The organism is Vibrio sp. QJM3NY_21, assembly GCF_057785975.1.
The window spans coordinates 1101072-1124841 of record NZ_CM173513.1 but is presented as its reverse complement, the minus strand read 5'-3'; the positions used below and the strand labels follow the sequence as shown (position 1 = coordinate 1124841).

Sequence of the window (23770 nt, the reverse complement as noted above, 5' to 3'; positions counted from 1 at the left end):
ACTCGGCCTTGCGCCGAGTGTTTTATTTTCGTTTCGACCATTTGATATAACAAAATAGCGAACCAATAATCACCGCTCCGCCTAGCAACTTTTGCATCTCAACCGTTTCACCCAACACGCTGACACTCAATAACAATGTCCACACGGGCTCAAGAATCATGATCAATGCCGCCACTTCCATGTTCACGGAATGCTGACCAACGGTTTGTAATAAGTAACGGATAGACGTCGCGATCACCGCAGACACGATAAACCAGAAGACTAAGGTTTTGGTGATTTCGAACTCCGGCTGAGCTGTCATAGAAGCAAAGGCTAAACCACTCACACCCACCACAAACAGTTGCACACAAATTGATGCGATAGGCTTGATATTGGTAATCACACGCTTGTTCATCACAAAGTGAACAGACAACAACATCGATGCTAGCAAGAAGAAAATCTGACTCTGCTCTACATTCCAACCATTGCCCAAAGTCAGCAGTAGCATGCCGATAATCGCGATAGGGAAAGACATCCAAAACGCACGATTAGGTTTAACTCGAAACAAAATCCAAGACACAAAGGGGGCAATGATCATGGCTAAGCTCATGATGAATGCCCCTTCCGACAAGCTTTCAGTCACCGATACTGCAAACACCCATACTTGCAATGAGGCAGACAGCAGCAAACCCACTCCGCAAAGAGAAAGAACCTGCTTAAGCGAAAGCTTACGAATGTGATGAATACAAAACGGCAGAAGAATCAAACTCGCGACGAGGAATCGCACACCAATGAACACTGGCCCCGGCATTTCTAATACCACCAGCTTAGATGCAATCCATCCAATCCCAGCTAACAGGGTAGCAAATAGGAGGTAAAGCTCTCCGCGCATCGCTTTCATCATTTTACTTGATCCAATAACAAAAAAAGCAACCCGACTCTGCAAGGTTGCTTTTTATAAACATTCAACAGGATCAAGATACTATCTCAATACTCTGCTTCAGGCAGCTGTTTTTAGCCTGCGTATTCTGGGTAATCAATTAAACCCTTTTCCGCACCACCAAACAATGTGTTTGGATCGTGCGCCGCAAGTGGGTAACCATTTTGAATACGAGCAGGTAAATCTGGATTAGCAACAAATGGACGACCAAAACCAACCATGTCAGTTACGCCTTCAGCAACGGCTTTTTCGCCACGCTCGCTATCGTATTTACCCGCATAAATTAGGACACCATCGTAAGCTTCACGAACTGCCGCTTTAAATGCTTTTGGCGTTTCAGGTGCATCGTCCCAATCAACTTCTGCAATGTGCAGGTAAACAATTTTGTATAGGTTAAGTAGTGCTGCCGCTGCTGTGTAAGTCTCTACTGGCGTAGCGTCAACCGTACCATTCAACGATGTGAACGGAGCAAGACGCACACCAACACGGTCAGCACCAATCGCTTCAACCATAGCTTCGACCACTTCACCAAGGAAACGTAAACGGTTTTCAATTGAACCACCGTATTCGTCGGTGCGGTTGTTTGCTTCAGAATCGATAAATTGATTGATCAAGTAACCATTCGCTGCGTGAAGTTCGATACCATCAAAGCCCGCTTCAATCGCGTTCAAAGCCGCTTGGCGATACTGTTCAACCACTGCTTTGATGTCTTGTTTCGTCATCTCACGAGGTTCAACCACATCCACAAAACCCGGCTCATCAGTGCCGTTATCGATGAATACTTTTACGTTTTCTGCTTTAAGTGCAGAAGACGAGATTGGCTGTTCACCACCGATGTTATCTGGGTGTGTTACACGGCCTACATGCCAAAGTTGAGCGAAGATAACGCCCTCTTTTTCATGCACTGCATCGGTGACTTTTTTCCAACCAGCGATCTGCTCATCAGAATAGATACCCGGAGTCCAAGCGTAGCCTTGACCCATAGGTGAAATTTGTGTGCCTTCAGCGATAATCAAACCTGCAGAAGCGCGTTGAGCGTAGTAAGCCGCCATCATGTCGTTTGCTGAATTACCAGGTTGCGTTGCGCGAGAACGCGTCATCGGTGGCATAACAATACGGTTTTTAAGCTCGATATTACCAAGTTGAATTGGTTGAAATAATGCATTTGTCATTGTTATATCCTCGATTAACCTAGTTGAATCAGTTCGATTTGGTAGCCGTCTGGGTCAGTAATAAAAGCGATATGAGTTGAACCACCTTTCACTGGACCCGCTTCGCGAGTGACGTTACCACCTAGCGATTTGATCTTGTCGCATGCTGCGTAAATATCGTCTACACCCAATGCCAGATGACCAAACGCGCTGCCCATCTCGTACTCATTCGTATCCCAATTGTACGTTAGCTCGATCGTCGTACCACCTTGCTCGTAGCCAACAAAAACCAATGTGTAGCGGTAGTCTTTGTTTTCATGGCGTTCAAGTTCCGTCATTCCCAATACCTTGGTGTAGAACTCGATAGACTTGTCTAAATCAGTAACTCGGATCATTGTGTGTAGGAATTTCATATTTCGCCCTTATTAGCGCCACAAGCATAGCGCCGTTATTATTTTGAGTGGAGGTTATCTACTAATCTCTGAGTTAAATAATACGATTCAGCGAGGAATTAAGGAAATTATCAAAAATTCTCAATGTGATAATTTTTTGTTATGCATTTTATGGCTAGATCAAACTCAATGACACAAAAAAGGGAAGCCAATGCTTCCCTTAGAGTTAGACTCTTAACTAAAACCGTAAACGCCTATCTTTAAGAGTTTTTGACATTGCATCAGACGTATTAATCACTTGTTCTCTGAACCATTTATGAGCAGGGTCGCTATTTTGCTTCTTCAACCAAATCAGGTAGTGAGACATTTGCTCATAATCAAAAGGAGGCTTAAAGAGTTGTAAGCCGAGCCTCTCTTGGAACTGCAGAGCCATAGAGAGTGGGACTACTGTGATATAATCCGACTGACTACACAGCAAAATATTGCTAAACAGCGACCGTCCGTGAAATGCGATTTTACGTTTGGTTAAATCCAAAGAAGTATAATGACTCAAGCTACGAACTTTACGTCGCGTTCTGTCTAATACGGCATGCTTTTCACTCATGAACTGCGCTTCGCTGATCTCACCTTGAATGCGAGGGTGCCCCGAACGGCACACGATGGCAAAGTCTCCCTGATACAGGGTTTCACTCGCAATACTTGGGTGTTCAGGAACCACTATCTCAATCATGGCATCGAACTCTTGCGTCAAAAGATCTTCATAGATGCGATCATCACTGTCTGGTTGATCAAAGACTTCTAGCGACAAATTTTGATTGGGAAGCGCCGCAAAGCTGTCGAGTAGTACCCACTGAAGATGTTCGGGACAAGAAATAACAAACTTACGTTCAGAGACTTGCTCATCAAAGCTAGCCATCGATTGAAACACGCCATTCAATTCATTGATCGGCGCTTTGATCTGTTCATACAAACTTTGGGCATAGGATGTGGGCACAACACCACGTCCTTTTCGAACAAAAAGCTCTTGGCCAATCTCTTTTTTTAGGCGTGCTAATGCGGTACTGATGGTCGATTGATTGGTACTGAGTTGATCCGCGGCCTTACTTAAACTGCCCTGCTCCATCACCGCAGAAAACACGGCAAGTAGGTTGAAGTTGGGGATGTCGTTACTCATATATCATTACTCATTAGGCGACCATAAGTACTATGCTATCGTAAAAACGATAGAACATACAATTGTCTCGCTTTTCATGACACTTTGTTCAACGCATTGGGATATACATTTGACCAATAATAGCTACAATATTTTTAATTCAACATTCAACAAAGACTTCTTTTCTAACAACTATACTCATGCATTTGGCATATCATTAATATAGCTTGCAAATACTCAGTGAATAACTCCCTTTACGGACCAAACTTATTATCAGTCATATATATTTCATCATTCATATCCATCACTCTTTCTAGTGTAAAAAATGTGTACAAATATCAATTTCAATAAATTACTTACTGATGATTTTATTAATCATTTCCTTGATCCAAACCAAGTTAATGAACAATGTTTTCTATGTCTATATGAGCCTTTTCAAATAAATCGACCTACCGATTTAGAGTTATAACTACTAATCGTAATTACGATATTATCAAATCGTAATTCTGGGTAGATACTGGTCAAAACTCTTCCTATTATCCTGCTAACAAATCAATTATCAGCCCAAACAGAAAACTGACAAATGTTTTACTTTGGTATGTCAATTGTCATGGAAGAGCCCCTCGATTGCCGAGGTAATACACGTAATAAAGACAGTCGCTGAAAAGCCGCACGAATATTAATTCGAACGCCTCATAGCCATCTAATTTACGTCTGCTGACAAATAATAGAGATTGATTTGTAGAGGAGCATATTCGCTTCTTGATACCGAGAATCGGTTGTCTGGACTGAGCAATATCACTTTAAATGTCATCTATTACTTTTGTTTATTATGAGCACCAATCTACCCACATAATAAACATCTACTTTTTAAGATGTCATTAAAGGTGACTTCTAGGCTGCAAATTCTCTCTTCTTATTGATGTAGGTTGAGATATGAACTTTATAAAAATCGTTTTCCAGAAGATCTGGGCCGTTGCTATGGTCTTGATTAAATTCTGCCTGTTTATGGCGGTGATGTTTGCTGGTGCATGGGCTCTCGCACCATTGGGCACTATCCATTCTAAAGACATCGACATGTCTCAATTCAACAACCATCCCAATGAAATGATGATGAACTTCTTCCAGATGGAGTACTTCTCTGGTTACTTGTTCTCAGTGACCATTGCTGTGGTATTAGCCGGTGTTTACGGCATGTGGCAGTTGCATGAACTGGGTGTACATAAAGCAAAAGAGCACAAAAGCGCTCACGTACAGATCGTGTTTGCACTGTCACTTTGCGGGCTCTTCATCAGCAAAACATTCTGGGTTATCGCCTTGGTTATCGCGCTAGCGAACTGGAAACATATTGGTCAATCACTGAGTGATGTCATTCGCCGTGGTGTGCAGCCTAAACAAGACGCGATCAATTCAGAGGCAGCCGCAGTCCACGTATCACCTGAACAATCGGCAACAGAGCCGTCTCAAACAAATCAATCTCAAACACAACAGTCTCCAGTAGAGCAATCTTCAAAAGAACAGGCTTCAGAAGAAAAGGCTCCAACAAAACCATCCCCTACAGAAAAAGAGGTCGCATAATGAAAGAGATGATGATTCCATACATCCTAATTGTATGGTCACTGTTTGCGACAGGCGCACTTAAGAAGAACTTCAAAAACTACACGTGGGCTGCCATTGGCGGCGTAACAATCCTTGCGGTATTAGCGGTTATCTCTCGCTTGTGGGCACCCGTTGATTTAACGAACTCAACCACAGTGAAAGCACCACACGCGGTGATGTCACCTATCTTTGGCCAGCAGATCGACCAAGTGCTTGTTGAGCACAACCAAATGGTTAAAGAAGGCGACGTAATTTACACACTCGTCGACATTGACTCTGCCGCCGACAAAGCAAAGATCGAATCTTCAATTATTCAGAAAGAAGAAGAGATCAAGCAAATGAATCGCGACTTAGAGCGTGCTGAAACGTCACCTGAAATCTTCAATATGCGTGACGTAGAAAAGTATGACTCCGATCTTCGAGTGCTGCACGCTGAACTTGTGTCGTTAAAAGCCGACCTACAAAAAGTAAATTGGGCGCAAGAGAAAAAAACCATTAGGGCTGAATTTGATGGTCAGGTTTCGATAGTGAATATTGCTGAAGGTTCTGTAATGGGTAACATGCACCTCTACAACACCAGCAAAAAATTCCTTGAGATGCGTATTTCAGACCAAACTTATGGCTATGTTCAAGTAGGTGACTTCGCAGAGTTCTTCGTTGATGCCTACCCAGGGCATGTGTTCCGAGCAAAAGTACACAGTTTTAATGCAGGTACCGGTGAGTCGAGTATTTCTCCGCTTCAGGGACCACAAAGCGTCGGTCAACACGTGGTAAGAAACGGTAATGGTTTAGGTCGTACTATCGTACTTGAGATCATCGAACCTGAAGGTTACAACATCCCTATAGGTTCAACTGGCGCGGCTTGGATTTCTGCTGAGAAACCACATCCGTTCTGGGGCTTCATTGATGTAATCGGCGCAGCAACGGTTCGCCTACAATCTTACAAGTCATACTTAGGTGCTTGGTAAGTACTGAGGTTCTCGGTAAGTATTAAGGTTCTCGGTAAGTATTAAGGTTCTCGGTAAACACTTATATAACAGCCATTAGTTCCAAATTAGATGCCCTGAATTTCAGGGCATTTTTGTATCTGTTGCAAGCCCCACTTACTAATTGATTTAGATCAATATAAATCGTCATTACAATCATTAGATAAATAAACCATCGAAAAAACGATATATTGATATCCTATTAGCGCGTAGATAGCGACCTTTCCCACCTCTATCATTTGGCTCAAGAAATCCAATTCCTGTATCCAAAATAAGGTCACTACCATGACTAATACATTCAAAAAAATGGCACTTCCTGTTGCTGTTGCGAGCGCTCTATTTGCTTCTAGTTTTGCATCTGCAACTCCAACTGTAGAAGCGACATCGAAAGTAGGCCAAGAACTTCAGACAGCAAATGCTGCGCAATACCAAAACATTGACCTTGATGCTCGCTACAAGAGCGAGGTTCTATTCGAACACAAGTCAAACCTATTCTGGGGCAAAGGCGAGCGCATCCAAGTTGTATCGAAAACGGGCGACTCTCTGGCTTACACAGAAGAATCTGATCACGTTCATCCAATCCTCACCAAGCACGGTCGTAAAATGGACCAAGCAATCATCAAAGTGGATGACAATATTTATCTTGGTTACGGCTTCGGTCTAGACACTCCTGTCATGATCGAAGGTACGGACGGCATCATCATTATTGATCCAGGCGAGTCGGTAGAAATGGCTCAATCGGTTAAAGAACAGTTCCGTCAAATCACAGACAAACCGGTTAAAGCAATCATCTATTCTCACAACCACATCGACCACATCTCTGGTGTGCGTGCATGGGTGACTGATGAAGAAGTCGCATCAGGCGAAGTAAAAATCATCGCTGAAGAAGGCCTAACCGCAGCAGTGGCTAACTGGTCTTCAAACCTAGGTACTCTATTTGGTCATCGTACTTCTTACACAGGTGCTAAGCACGTAGAAGAAGGTGAGCACGGCACAGTAAACGACGGCCTTGGTCCACGTTTCATGCAAGGTGCAATCTCGTTCATTGAACCAAACCTGCTGGTACCAAGCCAAAGCCACATCGAAATTGAAATTGCTGGCGTTAAGATGCACATCGAGAACGTGCCATCTGAAACCAAAGATGAGCTAGTGATTTACTTCCCAGACCAGAAAATTCTGCACGCTGCTGAAGTGCTTCAAGGTGAGAATTTCCCTAACCTTCACACCATCCGTGGTACCAAATTCCGTGACCCATCAATGTGGTTCAAGGGCATCGACGTAATGCGTAAGTTCGACACTGAGATCATGATTAACTCTCACGGTCGTCCTGTTGAAGGTAAAGAAGCGGTATCTGACGTATTAACGGCCTATCGTGATGCTATTCAATACACGCATGACCAAACTATCCGTTACATGAACAAAGGTATGACGCCAGACGAGCTAGTTGAAGTGGTTAAACTTCCTAAGCACCTTGCAGAGCACCCTTGGTTAGGTGAGCACTACGGCACTGTGGCACATGCCGTGCGTCAGATTTACGTAGGTTACAACGGTTTCTTCGAAGCGGATCCATGGCAGCTAGAGCCAATGGCTTACGAGCAACGCGCTAAAGCGTTCGTAGAAATCATGGGCGGTCGTGACAACATCATCGACACAGCAAAAGCGGCGATGAAAGCAGAGAACTACACCTTTGCAGCAGAGATTCTTTCTTATCCAATCACGGTAAACAAAGATGACATGGAAGCACGCTTACTGAAAGCACAAGCTTACAAAGCATGGTCTGCCGATCAAGTGAACATCAACTGGCGCAACTGGGCATTGAATGCTGCAGCTGAACTAGAAGGTACTCGTGATTTCTCTAACATGATCAGCTTTGCTTCTGTAGACGTACTAACTGCCCTACCAAGTAAGCAAATCTTCGATATGATGACGTCGACACTAATCGCAGAAAACTCGTTAGACGTAAACATGATGCTAACGTACAACTTCTCTGATACTAACGAAGCATTCACTATCGAAATTCGTAACGGCATTGCTCAGTTACACGAAGAGGCAGTGAAAGGCGCAGATGTTCAAATCAACACCACTCGTGCCGTACTGAACCAAATCTTGATTGCGGGTCCAAACGCTCAACAAGTGATAGGTACCAACCTACAGTCTGGTGCATTCAAGTTCTCGAATGGCGACATCAAAGGATTCGGTCAATTCATGAGCTACTTCGATAAGGCAATGACTCCAGAAGAGATCATGCTCATCGTTCGCTAATAGTGAGCTCGAACGGTCGCTCTTCGGCGATAGCTCTTCGACGATAGCTCTTCGATGATAGCGTGTTAGTAAACAATCACTAACACACTATCAACCAATAAGTTGACCGCTTCACATGGACGACAAACAAATACAGGGACCCTTTGTGGTCCCTTTTTATCGTCAGGTTCGGCTTCTGCCGTCAGATTCTTAACCCTGTTATAGGTCTCGATAACCATTATGTTAAAACGATTTGCTCTGATTCTTTCACTCACCTCTTCACTCACGTTTGCCTGCGGTCTTCACCAAGAGACAGGGTTTAGTTTAGTGACAGAGCCCGGTTCACTCGAGGTGTTTGGCAACGTCATTACAGCCAGACAAGACGATGAATTCAACAATCTCAATAAGCCGGATCACTTTCGAGTCTTTGCCATCAAGGCCGCGCTTGCGAAACCCCACCCAAACAAAATTGAGTTCAACTTATTCGAAGCAATTAAAGGTCATTACAGCCAAGTGAAGTTTGAGAAGGGTGTCGATGTGTCAGGCAGAGATACTTTGCCTACCGAGGAAGATCTATTACTGATTACGGAACTCGATGTGTTCGATGCGCTAGCAACTGGCACCATATCTTGGGATCACGCGACACTAAACGGCTTAGTGATCATCAATGGCCCACAAGATAAACGAGAGCAGCTTGAAGATTGGCTTAGTGATATTTTTGAAGGGTAATAGCTTAAAGCGGGACAGATAAAAAGTCGTCAAACCCTCGGACTTCAGAACATTGAGGGTTCAACGACAAACTTAAATCAAAAAAACGTAGGCAACGGAATCAACTCCAGTCCCAGCACACCACTGATGCTCATGACCACCAACAGGGATACCTTAAACACTGTCTTTGACCACTGGATGTAGTTGAGGCAATCGACTTTGCGGAATGTCACTTTGGTCCACATAAAGCAAACCGCTGCCGATACCGCTAGGTATTCATAACCTGCCTCTCCGAGTAAAAATAACCCCAGAGCAACCGCGCCAAACGCCACCACATAAGCCTTCATGTGCTTGTGCGCTTTATCAACGCCCTCTTTCACCGGTAACACAGGAATGCCTGCATCGCGGTAGTCTTGAATACGGAACATCGCAATCGCATACGAGTGTGGCATCTGCCATAAACAGAACATCGCGAACAACAAAACCGCTTCAAGGCTGATGTAATTCGTCACCGCCAAGTAACCTACCAATGGCGGAACTGCGCCAGAGATACTGCCGACTAAAGTGCCGTAAACCGATGTACGCTTGTACCACATGGTGTAGAAAAAGACGTAAAACACATAGCCAAGCAACACCATGACCGCAGAGATCGGATTAGCGAACTGAAACAGCAGCGCTGTGCCTGCTAGCAGTAAAACCAAGGCATAGACGAACGCGACGTCTGTATTGATGTTGCCCTGAACCAATTCTCGATTTTGTGTGCGCTTCATCTTCTGGTCGATGTCTCGATCAAAGATGTTGTTCACAACACAACCTGATGCAATCACAAGCCCTACACCCGCTAATGTCGTCAGTAACAACATCGCACTGGCTGGTTCTGTTTTTGCAGCGAGGAAGAACCCCGCCGCAACAGAAATCAGGTTGCCGAAAATGATGCCCGGTTTAGTAATAGACAAATATTTTTTCAGCATACCTTGGCCTACAACTTCATGTTGACGTTCATGTTGTAGATGATCCATACCGAGCCAGCGATAAGAATCAATACAACAATGGCAGTAAACATCAATGACACCAAGTTCCAACGCCCATCGGAAGATTTCGCTTCCATATGTAAGAAGTACTTAAAGTGCACAAAGATTTGCACCAGCGCACAACCGAACAAGATCACGTAAGTTTCAGTGCTTGGAAGCGCATGCGCCCACACGATGTAGAACGGAATAATGGTCAGAATTAGTGACGCAATAAAGCCTTTCACATAATCCGTTGCACCGCTGTCTAGATGCTGTTCCATTACATCACCCCCATTAAGTACACGATGGTAAATACGCAAATCCAAACGATATCAAGGAAATGCCAGAACAGGCTTAAGCACTGGAAACGCATCGACATGTTGTCGTTCAAGCCTTTGATTGAAAGCTGGTGATACGCCACCGCCATCCAAATCAGACCAAACGTTACGTGCAAACCGTGTGTGCCAACCAAGGTAAAGAACGCAGAAAGGAATGCGCTTTCTTGAGGACCATAGCCTTCTGCAATCAAGTGATGGAACTCATACACTTCCATACAGATAAAGGCTAAACCCAATACGAAAGTGACTTTTATCCATCGCTTCAGTCCCGTAACGTCTTTGCGCTTCATCGCAATCATGCCAAAGCCAAAGGTGATACTACTGAACAACAGCATCATGGTTTCGACAAACACGAACGGCAGTTCAAAGATATCTTTGCCTGTCGGCCCTGCGATTGATCCACTCTCAAGCACGGCATAAGTCGCGAAAAGCGTGGCAAACAGGACACAGTCACTCATCAAGTAAACCCAGAAGCCAAACAACTTGTTGCCCGCCGCTTCATGGTGATGATCATGCGAGTGTGCAAGATCATAAGTGTGTGACGGAGTATTAGCTTGCATACGTCGTCTCCAAATCATCTTTCTTTTCGTTGTTATCAGTGTCAGTATCACTGTCAGCGCTGTTACCGCGACCAGAATTGTCGCCTTTCACTGACTGTTTCTTCGCTTCTTCAAGCTGTGCACGTCGAGCCGCTTCAATCGCTTTGATCTCTTCAACTTCCACGTAGTAGTCCACATCGTCGTTGTAGCTGTGTTGAATACACGTCACCACGATGCCCACTAAGCTTGCTGCTGCTAACCACCAGATGTACCAGATCATCGCGAAGCCAAATGCCAACGCCCATGCAGACACATAGATACCTGTCGGTGTGTTCTTCGGCATGTGAATACGTTCGTATTCTTCTTCCTGAGTTGGGTCAAACTCACCACTTTGCTTTTGATACCAGAACGAATCGATCTCATCGCCCTTAGGCAACTTTGCAAAGTTGTAGAACGGCGGTGGTGAAGACGTTGCCCATTCGAATGTACGTCCACCCCATGGGTCACCGGTTAGATCTCGGTTTTGGTCGCGGTCACGAACACTCACGTAAATCTGAACGAACTGACACACCACACCCATCGCAATTACGCCGGTACCTGCAGCCGCAACCGCCAGTAGAGGGAAGAACTCAGGGTTGATGTCTTGGCTCAAACGACGCGTCATGCCCATAAAGCCCAGAGCGTAAAGCGGCAAGAACGCCATCAAGAAACCGATGATCCAGCAGTAGAATGCGCGTTTGCCCCAAAGCTCGTTCAGAGTGAAACCGGTCGCTTTCGGGAACCAGTAACCAATCGCAGCAAAACAACCGAAGACAACACCACCGATGATTACGTTGTGGAAGTGAGCAATCAGGAATACTGAGTTATGCAGAATGAAATCTGCGCCCGGTACTGCCATCAATACGCCCGTCATACCACCCACGGTAAAGGTGATTAGGAAGCCCACTGTCCACATCATTGGCGTCGTAAAGCGGATGCGTCCTTTGTACATGGTGAACAGCCAGTTGAAGATCTTAACCCCAGTCGGGATAGAGATAATCATGGTCGCAATGCCAAAGAAGGCATTCACGTTAGCGCCAGAACCCATGGTGAAGAAGTGATGCAGCCAAACCACAAACGCTAAAATAGTGATCGCCACCGTTGCCCATACCAGTGAGGTATAACCAAACAGTTTTTTGCGAGAGAAGGTTGCAGTCACTTCAGAGAACACACCGAAGATAGGCAAAATTAGGATGTACACCTCAGGGTGTCCCCATGCCCAAATCAGGTTCACATACATCATCACGTTGCCACCAAGGTCATTGGTGAAAAAGTGCGTGCCGATGTATCTATCCAAAGTCAGTAACGCGATGGTTACCGTTAGGATTGGGAAAGAGATGATGATCAGGATGTTGGCACACAGAGACGCCCACGTGAATACTGGCATCTTCATCATTGGCATAGACGGAGTACGCATGCGCAAAATAGTCGCGAAGAAGTTCACACCCGTTAACGTGGTACCCACACCGGATATTTGCAGCGCCCATATCCAATAATCGACTCCGACTCCCGGACTTGCCTCAATACCGGAAAGCGGCGGATACGCCAACCAACCCGTACGGCCAAATTCACCTAAGCCAAGCGACATGTTGGTTAGGATGATACCCACCACAAATAGCCAGAAGCTCAGGTTATTGAGGTAAGGGAACGCAACATCACGAGCACCAATTTGCAGTGGCACAATGATGTTCATCAAACCGATAACCAAAGGCATCGCGACGAAGAAAATCATGATCACGCCGTGAGCCGTGAAGATCTGGTCATAGTGATGTGGCGGTAAATAGCCTGTCTCACCCGCTGCAGAAAGCAATTGCTGACTACGCATCATGACGGCATCGGCAAAGCCACGAACTAACATCACCATCGCGACCGCAATGTACATGAAGCCCAATTTTTTGTGGTCTACAGAAGTAAACCATTCATTCCAAAGGTATTGCCACTTACCGGCTTTTGTTACCGCATACACCACTAAACCACCTACTAAAGCGATCATGGTTAACGTGAACAAAATAATGGGTTCGTGGTAGGGAATTGAGTCTAGAGTTAATCTTCCAAACATGACGATTATCCTTGGGTTTCCGGCAAACAGTTCATTGAACCAGGGTGCTGGGTCACGACATCAGTGAATAAAAATGGTGGGATACTGGAGAACAGAGTCACAGGTTCAGCCACACTCGGCGCAGCCAAAGAACGGAATTGCTCCCAATCTTCAATACGGTCCGGGCTTGCTTTCACTTTTTCCACCCAGTTTAGAAACGCCACTTGATCAGGCATCGCTGATGCGGTGAATTTCATTTGAGAGAACCCTTTACCACTGTAGTTCGATGCAAAACCTTTGAAGTCACCTTCGTGGTTCGCGATCAAATTCAGCTTGGTCACCATTCCCGGCATCGCGTAGATCTGCGAACCAAGACGCGGGATAAAGAACGCGTTCATGATGTTGTCTGAAGTTAGCTTAAACGTCACCGGTACATCTTTCGGGAACGCAACATAGTTAACCGTCGCAATGTTTTGCTCCGGATAGATGAACAGCCACTTCCAGTCCAGAGAGACCACTTCGATCACCATAGGCTTAACGTCACTCTCCAGAGGCTTGGAAGGCTCTAGTTCGTGTGTTGTTCGCCAAGTGATGGTGGCCAGAATCGCAATAATGATGATTGGAATCGTCCATACCACTATTTCAATCTTGGTTGAGTGCGCCCAGTCAGGTGCATACTCTTCTGTGGTGTTACTTTCACGGTATCTATAAGCAAAGTAGATGGTCATCAGGATCACGGGGATGACGACAATCAGCATCAGCAACAGAGCAGTAATAATCAGCTCCTTTTCCTGAACGCCAACGCTACCTTTTGGGTCGAGCAATGCGGAGTTACATCCTTCGAGCATCAGGACGGTCCCCACCAAACCAATCCTCGACAGATTTGCTCTCGATAAAATGCGTTTATATCTTGAAGCTTCCATTAACTTTCTCGATGGTTATCCAGTCTCAGAACGAACGCCCGAGTACTGGTTGTCATGGTCATTAGAATATTTATGTGTTGAGCATGTGAAACGACGCATCTCAAAGCGAAACGGAATTAGCCACTATCTTGAACAGTCGACAGTTAAACAGTCGACCGTTGAACAGTTGAACTGACAAGTTAAAACGACAGTGCTGCGCAGCCAAAACATTGCCGCACGGTTAAAACCACACAAAAAATATGACTTAATTGTTACACTTTGAAATACATTGTTACATTTGGCGCATTATGAGGAGTTGAAATTGAAAGCTCACCAAACAAACTTGGAAACTAACCTTCCAGTTATGAAAGTAAGATGTGGGAAATTGATGCAATTCAGACGCACAGCATGAACGTGCCACACGAGTCGAGCCATGTGCGGAAAAGGATTAAAGAGAAACGGGAGAGATCAAAGTAAACACGCAGTAGAAACAACAATGATTGATTACATTAGAAAGAGCGAATTAAGCAAAGTGTGATAGCCGTCAAATTTATGAATTCACATACGATCTTAAAGGTATTTAGAAAAGGCATAACTTCAGACAGCAACCCATCAGGTATTCAAATAACACCCTGCTTTTTATGATAATCATGTCAGTTATACGCAGCAGAAAACGAGCAGAAATGGGGATAAAAAGCCGATTTCATGAGTATTTTGATGTGTTTTAAGTGGGCCTTACTCCCCTCAACAGAGGGGAGTAAGGGTTACCAGAGAAGAGATTTAGGCTGTTGGAGTCACGACTTTCTTACGCTGATTTTTAGTCATCAAGTGATAAACCACAGGCACAAAGTAGAACGAGATAAGCGTGGTTAATACGGTACCGCCAACAATCGCGACCGCAAACGGAGGCCAAAAACCACCGCCCGCGATGATCAACGGCATAAAGCCCCCAACCGTAGTAATCGTTGTTGAACTGATGTGTCGAGTACACGACATCACCGCCTCTACCACCGCATCCACATTGCCTGATGAAGCTTGTTCATCGAGTTTCAATTCCGTCAGAATTACGATGGCGGCGTTAATCGCTAAGCCCGCAATCCCCAGCATGGCGATGATCACCGTAAAACCAAATGGGTAGCCGAAGATCCACACCGACAGCAACCCTAGGCCACCAGCCAATCCTGCTACCATGAAGATGATGCTACTCATTCGGAACGAATTGAACGACATCACCACCACTAACACCATCAATACCACCACGACTGCGACATTCGAGATAAGACTGTTGACTGAATTGTCTCGTTCAGCGGATTCGCCACCAAAACCAACCGTGTAACCAGAGGGAATTTCATAGCTTTCTAAGCGTTTTTGGAATTCATTAAGCACGGTTTGTGGCAAAACACCGGCCTCAATATAACCCTCAATATAACCCTCAATGGTATTCACACGTTGCCCGTTACGGCGAGTAATCGCTCCGCGACTCGTCGTCAGTTCAAGCTCGGCTAAGGTAGACACATTGATACCGGTTGAGTAGACGTCTGAACTGATCGGCAAACGAATATTACTCAGGTGCGAAAGATCCTCACGAGCCTCATCCGCGACACGAACACGAATCGGCACCGATTCACTGCCCTCAATTACCGAACCACTTTCACGACCAGTTAACGTGGTTTGCAACATGCCAGCAAACTGATTGAGTGAAATACCGTTAAGTTTTGCGGTGTCTTCATCGACCTTCAACCAAACCTTAGGCGTACCCGGTTGCAATGTTTCCCTTGTATGCGTGACATGAGGGACACCTGCAAGAATCAAGCGTACATCTTCACCAATCGCTTTCAGCGTATCAAGATTTTCACCATAAACGCGCAACTCAACAGGCGCAGTAAACGGAGGGCCTTGGTTAAGCTTTCGTACCAAGATTTGAGCTTCCGGCACCTCATTATCCAGCACCTTTTGAAGCTCTGGAATCAACGCATTGGCTTGGTCAAAGTTTTCTGTTTTCACCATTGCTTGCGAGAAATACGGCGCGTTATTTTGCCTTGCCTGCAAATTGTAATAGAAAGATGGGAAGTTAGCGCCCACTAGCCAATCAATGCGTTCCACTTCTGGATAGCGATGAATGATATCGTCAATTTTCTCAGAAGTGTTTTTGGTGGCATAAATACTCGCTTGTGGCGGCATGTATACCTGAATCTCAAACATGTCTCGGTCTGATGGCGGGAAGAATTGCTCAGTCAGCTGAGACATACTCCAATAACCAGTAAACGGTACCAATAACACCAGAGCAATCGTGATGATTGGATGCGTGACACCAAAGCGGACAGAAGACGAGAACCAACGTGTTAAAGCAGGAATTCTTAAGCCCGTCATATACCAATGGTGCTGGCCTTTCTTATCAACGTCGCTGAGTTGTTTCGGTAATAACTTGGTCGCCAAGCCTGCGATTAAGGTGTGCGAGATAATGTAAGAGCCGATCAACGAGAAAGAAACGGTAATCGCAATACCGCCGACAAATTCACCCGATGCACCCGGCATCAAAATGATTGGTGCAAATGCCAAAACGGTAGTCAAAGTGGAACCCAACAACGGCACCCATAAATGTTTCAACGCATTCATGGTTGCTTCGGCTCGCTGTTGCCCTTTGAGGCGGTAAGCTTGAATGGTATCGACCATCACCACCGCGTTATCCACCATGATCCCGAGCGCTACTATTAAGCCCGTCACCGACATCTGGTTGATTGGCACACCGGTCATTTTCATGATCGACAGCGTCAGCAATGAAGTTAACGGCAGAGATATCGCCACCAATATTGCAGCGCGGACACCCAAGGTGACGAACAGCACAATTAAGATCAAGCCAAAACCGATCATCAAGCTCTTGCCTAAATCGTCTAAGCGGGTTTCGGTATAACCTTGTTGGTTGAACAACACAGTGACATCGATATTGCTGGGCAATTCTTGTTGGAATTTCTCAATCAGAGCATTCGCTCGTGATGTCCAATTATCGACACGAAGATCAGGATGCATTCTTGCCGCGACAATCACACCTGGCTCACCATCAATAATGGCAATCTGGTCTTGTGGGGTTTTCTCACCCCGCTTTACCGAGGCAATGTCTTCCATGCGGATGATATGACCATTGCTATCAGTGGCTATTGGCACTTGTTTAATACGTTCGATGGAATCAAGTTCCGACTGGATTTCTAAGCCGAAACGAGAATAAGCACTGACCAATTCACCTGCCGAGTTCTTAGCGTCTGCCCCTTCTAACGATTCGGCGATATTAGCACTCGAACGCCCAAGCGCTGCGGCATCAGCAGTTCTTAGACTTATCTGGATTTCTTCTTGTGGCATTCCGTATTCATCTACGAATTCAGTACCCGACAAAGTTCGTAATCGCTTAGCGAGTTCTTTGGCATAGCGCCCGAGGGTTAATCGGTCAGGCTCACCGGCACCCGACCAAGTCAGAGAAGCAATGGTTGTAAATGCGTAGGTATGGTCGCTGTCGAGATCGGGAGAATGCGCACCCGCAGGTAAAATGGATTCGATGTCAGACAGCTTGTCACGAGCCTGAGACCAAACCGGCTCTGGCTCGGTGATGGTGTCATTCAATTCTAGCGTGACAATAGACACGCCCGGCCTTGAGGTTGAGCTCACCAGTTTAACTTCACTCAGCTCACGCAGCTTATTCTCGATCACCTCAGTAACTAAGGTTTCAACACGCTCGGCACTGGCGCCGGGGAAGCTGGTTGTGATGTTCGCGTAGCGGTTGATGATTACTGGATCTTCTGCACGAGGCAGAGTCATGAACGCAGAAATACCACTCACCATCAGCAGTGCGGTCATTAAGATGAGCAATCGAGTGTTAGAAATAGTCTCTATGATTTTCATACTATTTCCTATTCAGCAGTAACGCTGGCTGGCTTCACGGTTTGGCCGGGAACCAAACGATGTAACCCACTGGATATCACCTGCTCACCTTCGCTGATTGCACCGCTCACGTAGGCTTGTTGGTTATTGGCAAACAACACCTGCACGCTTCGACGTTCAACCTTATTATCTTCACCAATAACGAAGATATTCCACACACCACGTAAACCATCGATCAAACCCGTGAGAGGAACCCAGTAACCTTGGTCATCGATTTGCTCATCAAACTTAAGGTACGCAAGTTGCCCTTCTAAAACAGAAGCTTGCTCAGGAAAAAGGTAACGTAAACCGACACTGCGAGACCGAGTGTCGACCATTGCGCCGGGATTCAATAGCTCCACGGCATAATCTGTTCTCCCAACTCGGATGTTAGGCGCAGAAAGCGAGGTAACTTTTTGCATTTGGTGTGCAGGAATACCAATGAACGCTTCTTTACCTTCAGAGGCAAGCAGTGTCAGTGTTGGGTTGCCCACATTCACTACATCTCCCAAAGAGACAAAACGCGTTGCAATAGTGCCCGAATAAGGCGCAAGCACTGTCGATTTCACCAGCTTCAATTGATTGCCTTTTACCGAAGCATCAATGCGCAGTAAGTTGGCTTGCAACACGCGTTGTTCACTGGTTAACGAATCAATTTCCGCCTCAGCACTGAAACCTTTTGCTTTCAATGAACGCTGACGTTTAAGGTTCGCTGCAACAAGGCTCAACTGAGCTTTGACTTCTTCAGCTTGAGCTTTCAACTGACTAGATTCAGTTTCCAAAAGTTGGGTATCCAATCGAATCAACGGCTGACCCGTTGTGACTGTGTCACCGACATCCACCAGAATCTCGTTTACTTTGCCCGCCAGTTCGAAACCTAAATTAGCCTGTTGACCCGCCTTAACCACACCGACATATTCGCGTTGTACTGCATAAGAGGAAGACAGCGCCAAGGCCATCGTTTCCACGGTTAAAATGGTTTGGACGCTCGATGCCGTTTCAGCGGTTGAATCAACCGACTCTTGGGCTTGTTCCTTTTCACCACATCCAACAAGAAAAGCCGACAACGCCACTGCCACTGCGCTTCCCTTCATCAATTTATACATACGTACTGTTCCTATGCGGTACTCAATTATGTTCTTTTTTTAGACTAACCAAATCAAACTAGACTGTCTAGTTTGATTATGTTAAAAATAAGTTTCATCGTTAATGATTGATAAAACCATCACAAAAAGCATAATGCTTAGCGTAAAACGAGACACATAGAACTGAGCACCAACAGGCACCAAGCAACGAGACAAACTAGGTAACGAGACAACACTAAGTAACGAGAAGCAAGCACGTGACTAAAATCATCAAGAGTGAACAGAAGAGATCGCAGATCTTAACCGCAGCAAGCCAACTTTTCTCTGAACATGGCTTCAAGATCAATATGGATCAGATAGCCAAAGCAGCGAACGTTTCCAAGCAAACGGTCTACTCTCACTTTAAAAACAAAGACGAACTTTTCGAAACCTGCATGCAAACCAAGTGTGCGGAGCGAGAACTCAGTCCTGCTGCCTTTAATATGGATGCAGCGGTGGGTGATGAGTTGGTGAAATTTGGTGTGAAATTTCAGGATTTGTTACTTGATGAACAATCACGACAAACCTTCCAAAATGCCATTAGCCAAGCGAATACGCATCCAGAGATCGCCTCAATCTATTTAGAAACTGGGCCTCAGAAAACCACAAAATTACTCGCCGATTACCTACAGTCGAAAATAGAATCTGGTGATCTCACACTGTCGACATCAAGCTCGCCAGTCATTGCTGCACGCCAACTGTTGCTGATGTTTCATGGCAAATCGGCGTATTGGGGATTCTTCGGACACGATAGCGGTGAGTCACAAGATGAAAGACTTCACTACACGCGTGAATGTGTCGCACTATTCTTAAACGGCAACCAACCTCGTTAATAGCCCATAGCTAAGTTTCTCATAGCACCTAGTCCGCATTCTGGGCTGATTCAAGAAGCAGTTCATAGAAACGATTAGCAGCAGGGCCTGTCTTGGCTCCTTTTGGCAAAGTCAGGTGCAGCGGAACGTGATACCCACTGCCATTTTCCACGTTCAACACAGTGAGCTTGTCACTTCCTCGACTTTCAACAATGTGCTTAGGCAATCGGCAATAGCCCACACCCTGCCCTACCGCGCCAAACGCATGGTCGAAATTATCCACCGTAATACGCTGACTCGACTTCAACCACCCTACATCCTTTTTCTCACCTTGTTTTTTACTGCCTTGACTAGCTTGAGCACCTAAATCTCTCACCACAATTTGTGGAAGAGACGACAGCTGATTAAGCGATATGGATGACATGCTAGCTAACGGGTGCGAGCAAGCAACGACAGGCTCCATCATCGTAAAACCAAAGGCTTCAGCAGGATAATTGGTGATCGGTAAGTTGATAATGGCAACATCAACCAATTCTTGAATGACCATTTCCGTGGTCTTAGACAATGAAGTTTCAATCACTTGTATTGATGTGGTGTTATTCTCAGCCATAAACGCAGCCATAGGTTTGTAAAGGCGCTCAAGACAACACAAATGATCAACCGCCACCACAATTTCAGACTCCATACCTTTTGCTAGCTGTTCACTAATCAACTCTAGCTCGCGAGCTTGTTCCAACATGCTACTCGCTCGGCGCAGCAGCGACTTTCCGTCTTCCGACAGTACCGCCCGACGACCTTCAACCTGAACCAAAGACACGCCCAGTTGATCTTCCAGTTTTCTCAACGCATAAATCAGCGTGGTGTGGCTCTTATTCAATTGCAGTGCCGCCGCCTGAATGCTGCCAGCCCGGTCTATCTCATAGAGTGTTTGCCATTGGTCGAGGGTGGTCTTTAATCTCATTGGTCTAAAATCCTGACAGTTATTAACTATATTATGAACTTTTCTGTCTGTTTTTTACAGGTAATATCTATTTCAACAGGCAATCAAGCCTCCTATGTTTTGCGAAATGACCATGAGTCTCAGCGCAATACCAAGTAACTGTTTGGAGAAATAACCATGAAATTATTACAAGTCGATTTTGAATTTAGCGGCCCATTTGGTGAAGAGATGTCGAACGCACTCGTTGACCTAGCAAAGTCTATTAACAACGAACCGGGTATGATCTGGAAAATCTGGACAGAAAATGAAGCTGAAAAACTGGGCGGTGGTGTCTATCTTTTTGAAGACCAACTCAGTGCAGAGACGTACCTAGCGATGCATAGCGCTCGCCTTAAACAGATGGGCGTCGACGAAGTACGTGGTGTGATTTTTGACGTTAATCAGCCTTTAACTACCATTAACAAAGGCCCAATCAACGACTAGTTAATTCGCTGAATGAAAACAAAGCGATTGAAATGAAAATAGAAACAGCGAAAGGCACGAGATAGAGAGATAACAAATGAACAATAAAACGTTTTTAGGCCTACACGGCATCATTTACGCAGGGTTTGCCTTCGCGTTGTTTTTCCTACCAACGGTCATGTGGCCTATGTACGGCGTGGAAATTAATGATAGGTACGCTTATTTTCTCTCTCAACACACCAGTATCTTCCTTGGTGGTATCGCCGCGATAAGCTGGTTATTGCGAGATATTGAGCCCGGAGTCAGTACCAAAAAGCTCATCCAAGGTTTGGTTGTGGCCAACATGCTGGGTGCCATCATCACCCTGTATGCCGCGTTTACAGGCATTTTTGTTGGCTTCGGCTGGAGTGATCCTGCGTTCTTCCTTTCACTATCGGTGCTCAGCGTGTTGCAGGTTCGTCGACAAGGCTAGTTCATACAAAACACGAAACCAATAAAAAGGGAACAGGTGCACTCTTCATCTGTTCCTTTTTCTCAATCAACTGTCGTTAACTTCGCGCGCTCAGCTTATTTGCTGTGCTCAACGTAAATCAATTCATCAGTATTGAAGCCACGCTCTTTAGACATCGCTTTGAACTTCTCCATCACTTCTGGCGCAACCTCTGGTGTTCTTGAAAGTAACCACAAGTAGTCAGTATCTGGGCCCGAAACAAACGCGTATTGGTAGTTCTCTTTATCCAACTCAAACACCACATAAGCGCCATAGAATGGACCAAAGAACGACACCTTCAGATAGCCTTGTTCGCTGCCTTCGACAAAATACGCTTTGCCTTCCGCCTCGTTCCATTCGCCATCTTCAGCCGAATAGCCGCGGTTAATCACCTTAACGCCACCATCATCACGCAGACTGTATTCGGCACTGATGTTGTCTAAGCCACGCTCAAACGAATGGTCTAAACGAGCCACTTCGTACCATTTCCCTAGGTATCGATCCAACTCGAACTGTTGAACGGGCTTAACCGTTTCAGGCATGCCAACGCAACCACCCAATAGAATCACACTAAGCAGCAATAATATTTTTTTCATCCTAACCTCGGCTTTTTTTTATTAGTAATGAGAGTAAGCCTTGTGAAAACATAAACTTACATCCTTGGTAATACGTTAAATCCATTTTTAAAGTTCACCTAACTGTAATTTATGCAGAATCTTATGTGAATGGTTTAGTCTGTGAATGAATCAATGGTGTTTCATTGCCATTCGATATTGAGTCGGAGTCACCTGCTTATACGATTTAAACTGGCGATTAAAGTTGGCTTGGTTGTCGTATCCCACTTTCTCCAAAATCAGATTCACTGGCAGTGAAGTATTAATCAATAAATCACACGCCACATTGAGCCTAATTTTCTTTAGCCTTTGACTAAAACTCTCATTGTAGTGTTTTTGAAATAAGCGCCTAACGCTACTCTCACTAATGTAGAGATGCTTGGCTAAGTCATTAACCGAGATGTCGTGATTAAAATTGTTCACCAAGAAAGCTTCAACCTTGTCCAACTTATCGCTGACTTCATCTTCATCATCCGAGTTGAAGACAGGGTTAATCAACTGCACTACCTCTTGATCCTCAAGCAAAAGTGCAAACAAAGAGAACAAGGTAAGCAGTTGTTGATGTGGCGACTGGTTCATCACCTTATTCAACAATTCCGCCGCTTTCTCTGCAGTCGCGGGTGAAAACTGAAGCCCTTTCTTTGATTCTTCTAGCAATACACGTAGCGGTTCGAGCTCTCGACAGCACGCTATCAATTGCTCTATCCAATCTTTGCGAAACCAAACTACGTGCGTTTCACATATTCGCGAATCATCAGTGCTCTCGTCCGAATAGATGGCATGAGGTAAATCTGGCCCAACCAAGATCATATGGTTGTGAAACACATCGCTTTGGTGATGCCCGATAAAGCTATGGCCAGTAAAGTGACGATGAATCGCGATCTCGTACTCTTCATGTCGGTGCCAACCATAGCTTTTACCGTTCTCGACGATTTTCTTATAGCGCCATGATGTGCCAATTCGTTGTGGCACTTTTTCCAAGTAACCTTTCATTGTGATGCTCAGTGACGTTTTAATATTGAAAGTATACGCATCAAACCATTTAGATGAGCACATTGACTGAAAAGTATTGAACATTGCGCTAACGATACTCATCCGGTTGTCACCGCTAAATATACTTCAGGTGAACTTAATCAGGAGAGCAACTATGGACACTTTATTATTAAAAATTCGCGATATGATTCTTGCCACACGTCAGCAGTGGATAGGCGAGATCACCTACAACCACAACATTAAGGGTGATCACACTTGGAAACTCTATGGCTATAACTCTTATGACGAATACAGAAAATATCTGCGTAAGAGCCTAAAACAGGAGTCGTGATTGAAGATTTGTTAAAGCCACAATTTATTGATTAGTCGCAGCTTTTATCTGTCATTCATGTAGAGTTTCACACTGGCCAC

22 protein-coding genes are annotated in these 23770 nt (G+C 45.2%); 8 read left to right on the top strand and 14 right to left on the bottom strand.

The window, feature by feature from the left end; genetic code table 11:
• Positions 1–22 precede the first annotated feature (22 nt).
• The 4 genes from AC3CID_RS05110 to AC3CID_RS05095 all read right to left on the bottom strand — a co-directional run bounded on the left by AC3CID_RS05110 (position 23) and on the right by AC3CID_RS05095 (position 3636).
• Positions 23–883 carry a DMT family transporter gene (locus tag AC3CID_RS05110; protein WP_488527032.1) on the bottom strand — a complete coding sequence of 287 codons (861 nt, stop codon included), beginning with the start codon at positions 881–883 and terminating at the stop codon, positions 23–25.
• A 110-nt stretch (positions 884–993) separates the two neighbouring features.
• Complete coding sequence (locus AC3CID_RS05105; protein WP_488527031.1) at positions 994–2091, bottom strand: alkene reductase; 1098 nt, start codon at positions 2089–2091, stop codon at positions 994–996.
• Positions 2092–2105: 14 nt separating this feature from the next.
• Complete coding sequence (gene gloA, locus AC3CID_RS05100; RefSeq protein ID WP_054546693.1) at positions 2106–2483, bottom strand: lactoylglutathione lyase; 378 nt, start codon at positions 2481–2483, stop codon at positions 2106–2108.
• A 217-nt stretch (positions 2484–2700) separates the two neighbouring features.
• Positions 2701–3636, bottom strand: coding sequence for a LysR family transcriptional regulator (locus AC3CID_RS05095; protein ID WP_054546694.1), 936 nt, complete (start codon positions 3634–3636; stop codon positions 2701–2703).
• 915 nt (positions 3637–4551) lie between these two features.
• Between AC3CID_RS05095 and AC3CID_RS05090 the strand changes: the two genes are divergently transcribed.
• The 4 genes from AC3CID_RS05090 (at position 4552) to AC3CID_RS05075 (ending at position 9170) form a co-directional block, all read left to right on the top strand.
• Complete coding sequence (locus AC3CID_RS05090; protein ID WP_488527030.1) at positions 4552–5193, top strand: magnesium transporter; 642 nt, start codon at positions 4552–4554, stop codon at positions 5191–5193.
• Positions 5193–6182: an efflux RND transporter periplasmic adaptor subunit gene (locus AC3CID_RS05085; RefSeq protein ID WP_054546696.1), complete on the top strand. Its 990-nt coding sequence runs from the start codon at positions 5193–5195 to the stop codon at positions 6180–6182. The genes AC3CID_RS05090 and AC3CID_RS05085 overlap by 1 nt, the downstream gene beginning before the upstream one ends.
• Before the next feature lie 303 nt (positions 6183–6485).
• On the top strand, positions 6486–8462 hold the full coding sequence (locus AC3CID_RS05080) for an alkyl sulfatase dimerization domain-containing protein (RefSeq protein WP_488527029.1): 1977 nt from the start codon (positions 6486–6488) through the stop codon (positions 8460–8462).
• 219 nt (positions 8463–8681) lie between these two features.
• A complete protein-coding gene (locus AC3CID_RS05075) occupies positions 8682–9170 on the top strand; it encodes a hypothetical protein (RefSeq protein ID WP_054546698.1) in 489 nt (162 codons plus the stop codon).
• A gap of 77 nt (positions 9171–9247) precedes the next feature.
• Here AC3CID_RS05075 and cyoE read toward each other — a convergent pair whose 3' ends face one another.
• The 7 genes from cyoE to AC3CID_RS05040 all read right to left on the bottom strand — a co-directional run bounded on the left by cyoE (position 9248) and on the right by AC3CID_RS05040 (position 19030).
• On the bottom strand, positions 9248–10168 hold the full coding sequence (gene cyoE / locus AC3CID_RS05070) for a heme o synthase (protein ID WP_488527028.1): 921 nt from the start codon (positions 10166–10168) through the stop codon (positions 9248–9250).
• The gene (gene cyoD / locus AC3CID_RS05065) at positions 10129–10440 is read right to left on the bottom strand and encodes a cytochrome o ubiquinol oxidase subunit IV (protein WP_016786088.1); all 312 of its coding nucleotides are present in this window, start codon (positions 10438–10440) and stop codon (positions 10129–10131) included. Before cyoD ends, cyoE begins: the two co-directional genes overlap by 40 nt.
• Positions 10440–11057: a cytochrome o ubiquinol oxidase subunit III gene (gene cyoC / locus AC3CID_RS05060; protein WP_065205585.1), complete on the bottom strand. Its 618-nt coding sequence runs from the start codon at positions 11055–11057 to the stop codon at positions 10440–10442. Before cyoC ends, cyoD begins: the two co-directional genes overlap by 1 nt.
• Positions 11047–13134 (bottom strand): cytochrome o ubiquinol oxidase subunit I, encoded by a 2088-nt coding sequence (gene cyoB / locus AC3CID_RS05055; RefSeq protein ID WP_065205586.1) that lies wholly within the window; start codon positions 13132–13134, stop codon positions 11047–11049. The genes cyoC and cyoB overlap by 11 nt, the downstream gene beginning before the upstream one ends.
• Before the next feature lie 5 nt (positions 13135–13139).
• A complete protein-coding gene (cyoA, locus tag AC3CID_RS05050; RefSeq protein WP_077680639.1) occupies positions 13140–14036 on the bottom strand; it encodes a ubiquinol oxidase subunit II in 897 nt (298 codons plus the stop codon).
• Positions 14037–14795: 759 nt separating this feature from the next.
• Positions 14796–17906 (bottom strand): efflux RND transporter permease subunit, encoded by a 3111-nt coding sequence (locus tag AC3CID_RS05045; RefSeq protein WP_488527027.1) that lies wholly within the window; start codon positions 17904–17906, stop codon positions 14796–14798.
• Between the two features lie 8 nt (positions 17907–17914).
• Positions 17915–19030 (bottom strand): efflux RND transporter periplasmic adaptor subunit, encoded by a 1116-nt coding sequence (locus tag AC3CID_RS05040; RefSeq protein ID WP_488527026.1) that lies wholly within the window; start codon positions 19028–19030, stop codon positions 17915–17917.
• A 236-nt stretch (positions 19031–19266) separates the two neighbouring features.
• On the opposite strand from AC3CID_RS05040, the gene AC3CID_RS05035 reads away from it, so the two are divergent.
• Positions 19267–19881, top strand: a complete 615-nt coding sequence (locus tag AC3CID_RS05035) for a TetR/AcrR family transcriptional regulator (RefSeq protein WP_054546703.1) — start codon at positions 19267–19269, stop codon at positions 19879–19881.
• Between the two features lie 28 nt (positions 19882–19909).
• On the opposite strand, the gene AC3CID_RS05030 is transcribed toward AC3CID_RS05035, so the two are convergent.
• Positions 19910–20821: a LysR family transcriptional regulator gene (locus AC3CID_RS05030; protein ID WP_114633185.1), complete on the bottom strand. Its 912-nt coding sequence runs from the start codon at positions 20819–20821 to the stop codon at positions 19910–19912.
• A 156-nt stretch (positions 20822–20977) separates the two neighbouring features.
• Here AC3CID_RS05030 and AC3CID_RS05025 point away from each other — a divergent pair, with 156 nt between their 5' ends.
• Positions 20978–21283, top strand: a complete 306-nt coding sequence (locus AC3CID_RS05025; protein ID WP_060982885.1) for a monooxygenase — start codon at positions 20978–20980, stop codon at positions 21281–21283.
• Between the two features lie 76 nt (positions 21284–21359).
• Entirely contained in the window at positions 21360–21734 is a 375-nt protein-coding gene (locus AC3CID_RS05020; RefSeq protein ID WP_488527025.1) for a hypothetical protein, read from the top strand.
• A 95-nt stretch (positions 21735–21829) separates the two neighbouring features.
• Here AC3CID_RS05020 and AC3CID_RS05015 read toward each other — a convergent pair whose 3' ends face one another.
• Together AC3CID_RS05015 and AC3CID_RS05010 are read right to left on the bottom strand one after the other, a co-directional pair.
• Positions 21830–22348 carry a lipocalin family protein gene (locus AC3CID_RS05015; RefSeq protein ID WP_017084640.1) on the bottom strand — a complete coding sequence of 173 codons (519 nt, stop codon included), beginning with the start codon at positions 22346–22348 and terminating at the stop codon, positions 21830–21832.
• 150 nt (positions 22349–22498) lie between these two features.
• Positions 22499–23461 carry a helix-turn-helix transcriptional regulator gene (locus AC3CID_RS05010; protein ID WP_488527024.1) on the bottom strand — a complete coding sequence of 321 codons (963 nt, stop codon included), beginning with the start codon at positions 23459–23461 and terminating at the stop codon, positions 22499–22501.
• A gap of 52 nt (positions 23462–23513) precedes the next feature.
• On the opposite strand from AC3CID_RS05010, the gene AC3CID_RS05005 reads away from it, so the two are divergent.
• Complete coding sequence (locus tag AC3CID_RS05005; RefSeq protein ID WP_488527023.1) at positions 23514–23690, top strand: hypothetical protein; 177 nt, start codon at positions 23514–23516, stop codon at positions 23688–23690.
• Positions 23691–23770 lie beyond the last annotated feature (80 nt).

Excerpts from the sequence above, each read along its gene's own strand:
- gloA (WP_054546693.1), bottom strand. The coding sequence starts at position 2,483 with ATGAAATTCCTACACACAATGATCCGAGTTACTGATTTAGACAAGTCT.
- cyoA (WP_077680639.1), bottom strand. The coding sequence starts at position 14,036 with ATGGAAGCTTCAAGATATAAACGCATTTTATCGAGAGCAAATCTGTCG.
- AC3CID_RS05020 (WP_488527025.1), top strand. The coding sequence starts at position 21,360 with ATGAACAATAAAACGTTTTTAGGCCTACACGGCATCATTTACGCAGGG.
- AC3CID_RS05025 (WP_060982885.1), top strand. The coding sequence starts at position 20,978 with ATGAAATTATTACAAGTCGATTTTGAATTTAGCGGCCCATTTGGTGAA.
- AC3CID_RS05110 (WP_488527032.1), bottom strand. The coding sequence starts at position 883 with ATGATGAAAGCGATGCGCGGAGAGCTTTACCTCCTATTTGCTACCCTG.
- AC3CID_RS05045 (WP_488527027.1), bottom strand. The coding sequence starts at position 17,906 with ATGAAAATCATAGAGACTATTTCTAACACTCGATTGCTCATCTTAATG.
- cyoD (WP_016786088.1), bottom strand. The coding sequence starts at position 10,440 with ATGGAACAGCATCTAGACAGCGGTGCAACGGATTATGTGAAAGGCTTT.
- cyoC (WP_065205585.1), bottom strand. The coding sequence starts at position 11,057 with ATGCAAGCTAATACTCCGTCACACACTTATGATCTTGCACACTCGCAT.
- AC3CID_RS05005 (WP_488527023.1), top strand. The coding sequence starts at position 23,514 with ATGGACACTTTATTATTAAAAATTCGCGATATGATTCTTGCCACACGT.
- AC3CID_RS05010 (WP_488527024.1), bottom strand. The coding sequence starts at position 23,461 with ATGAGTATCGTTAGCGCAATGTTCAATACTTTTCAGTCAATGTGCTCA.
- AC3CID_RS05095 (WP_054546694.1), bottom strand. The coding sequence starts at position 3,636 with ATGAGTAACGACATCCCCAACTTCAACCTACTTGCCGTGTTTTCTGCG.
- cyoB (WP_065205586.1), bottom strand. The coding sequence starts at position 13,134 with ATGTTTGGAAGATTAACTCTAGACTCAATTCCCTACCACGAACCCATT.
- AC3CID_RS05080 (WP_488527029.1), top strand. The coding sequence starts at position 6,486 with ATGACTAATACATTCAAAAAAATGGCACTTCCTGTTGCTGTTGCGAGC.
- AC3CID_RS05040 (WP_488527026.1), bottom strand. The coding sequence starts at position 19,030 with ATGTATAAATTGATGAAGGGAAGCGCAGTGGCAGTGGCGTTGTCGGCT.
- AC3CID_RS05075 (WP_054546698.1), top strand. The coding sequence starts at position 8,682 with ATGTTAAAACGATTTGCTCTGATTCTTTCACTCACCTCTTCACTCACG.
- cyoE (WP_488527028.1), bottom strand. The coding sequence starts at position 10,168 with ATGGATCATCTACAACATGAACGTCAACATGAAGTTGTAGGCCAAGGT.
- AC3CID_RS05085 (WP_054546696.1), top strand. The coding sequence starts at position 5,193 with ATGAAAGAGATGATGATTCCATACATCCTAATTGTATGGTCACTGTTT.
- AC3CID_RS05015 (WP_017084640.1), bottom strand. The coding sequence starts at position 22,348 with ATGAAAAAAATATTATTGCTGCTTAGTGTGATTCTATTGGGTGGTTGC.
- AC3CID_RS05105 (WP_488527031.1), bottom strand. The coding sequence starts at position 2,091 with ATGACAAATGCATTATTTCAACCAATTCAACTTGGTAATATCGAGCTT.
- AC3CID_RS05030 (WP_114633185.1), bottom strand. The coding sequence starts at position 20,821 with ATGAGATTAAAGACCACCCTCGACCAATGGCAAACACTCTATGAGATA.
- AC3CID_RS05090 (WP_488527030.1), top strand. The coding sequence starts at position 4,552 with ATGAACTTTATAAAAATCGTTTTCCAGAAGATCTGGGCCGTTGCTATG.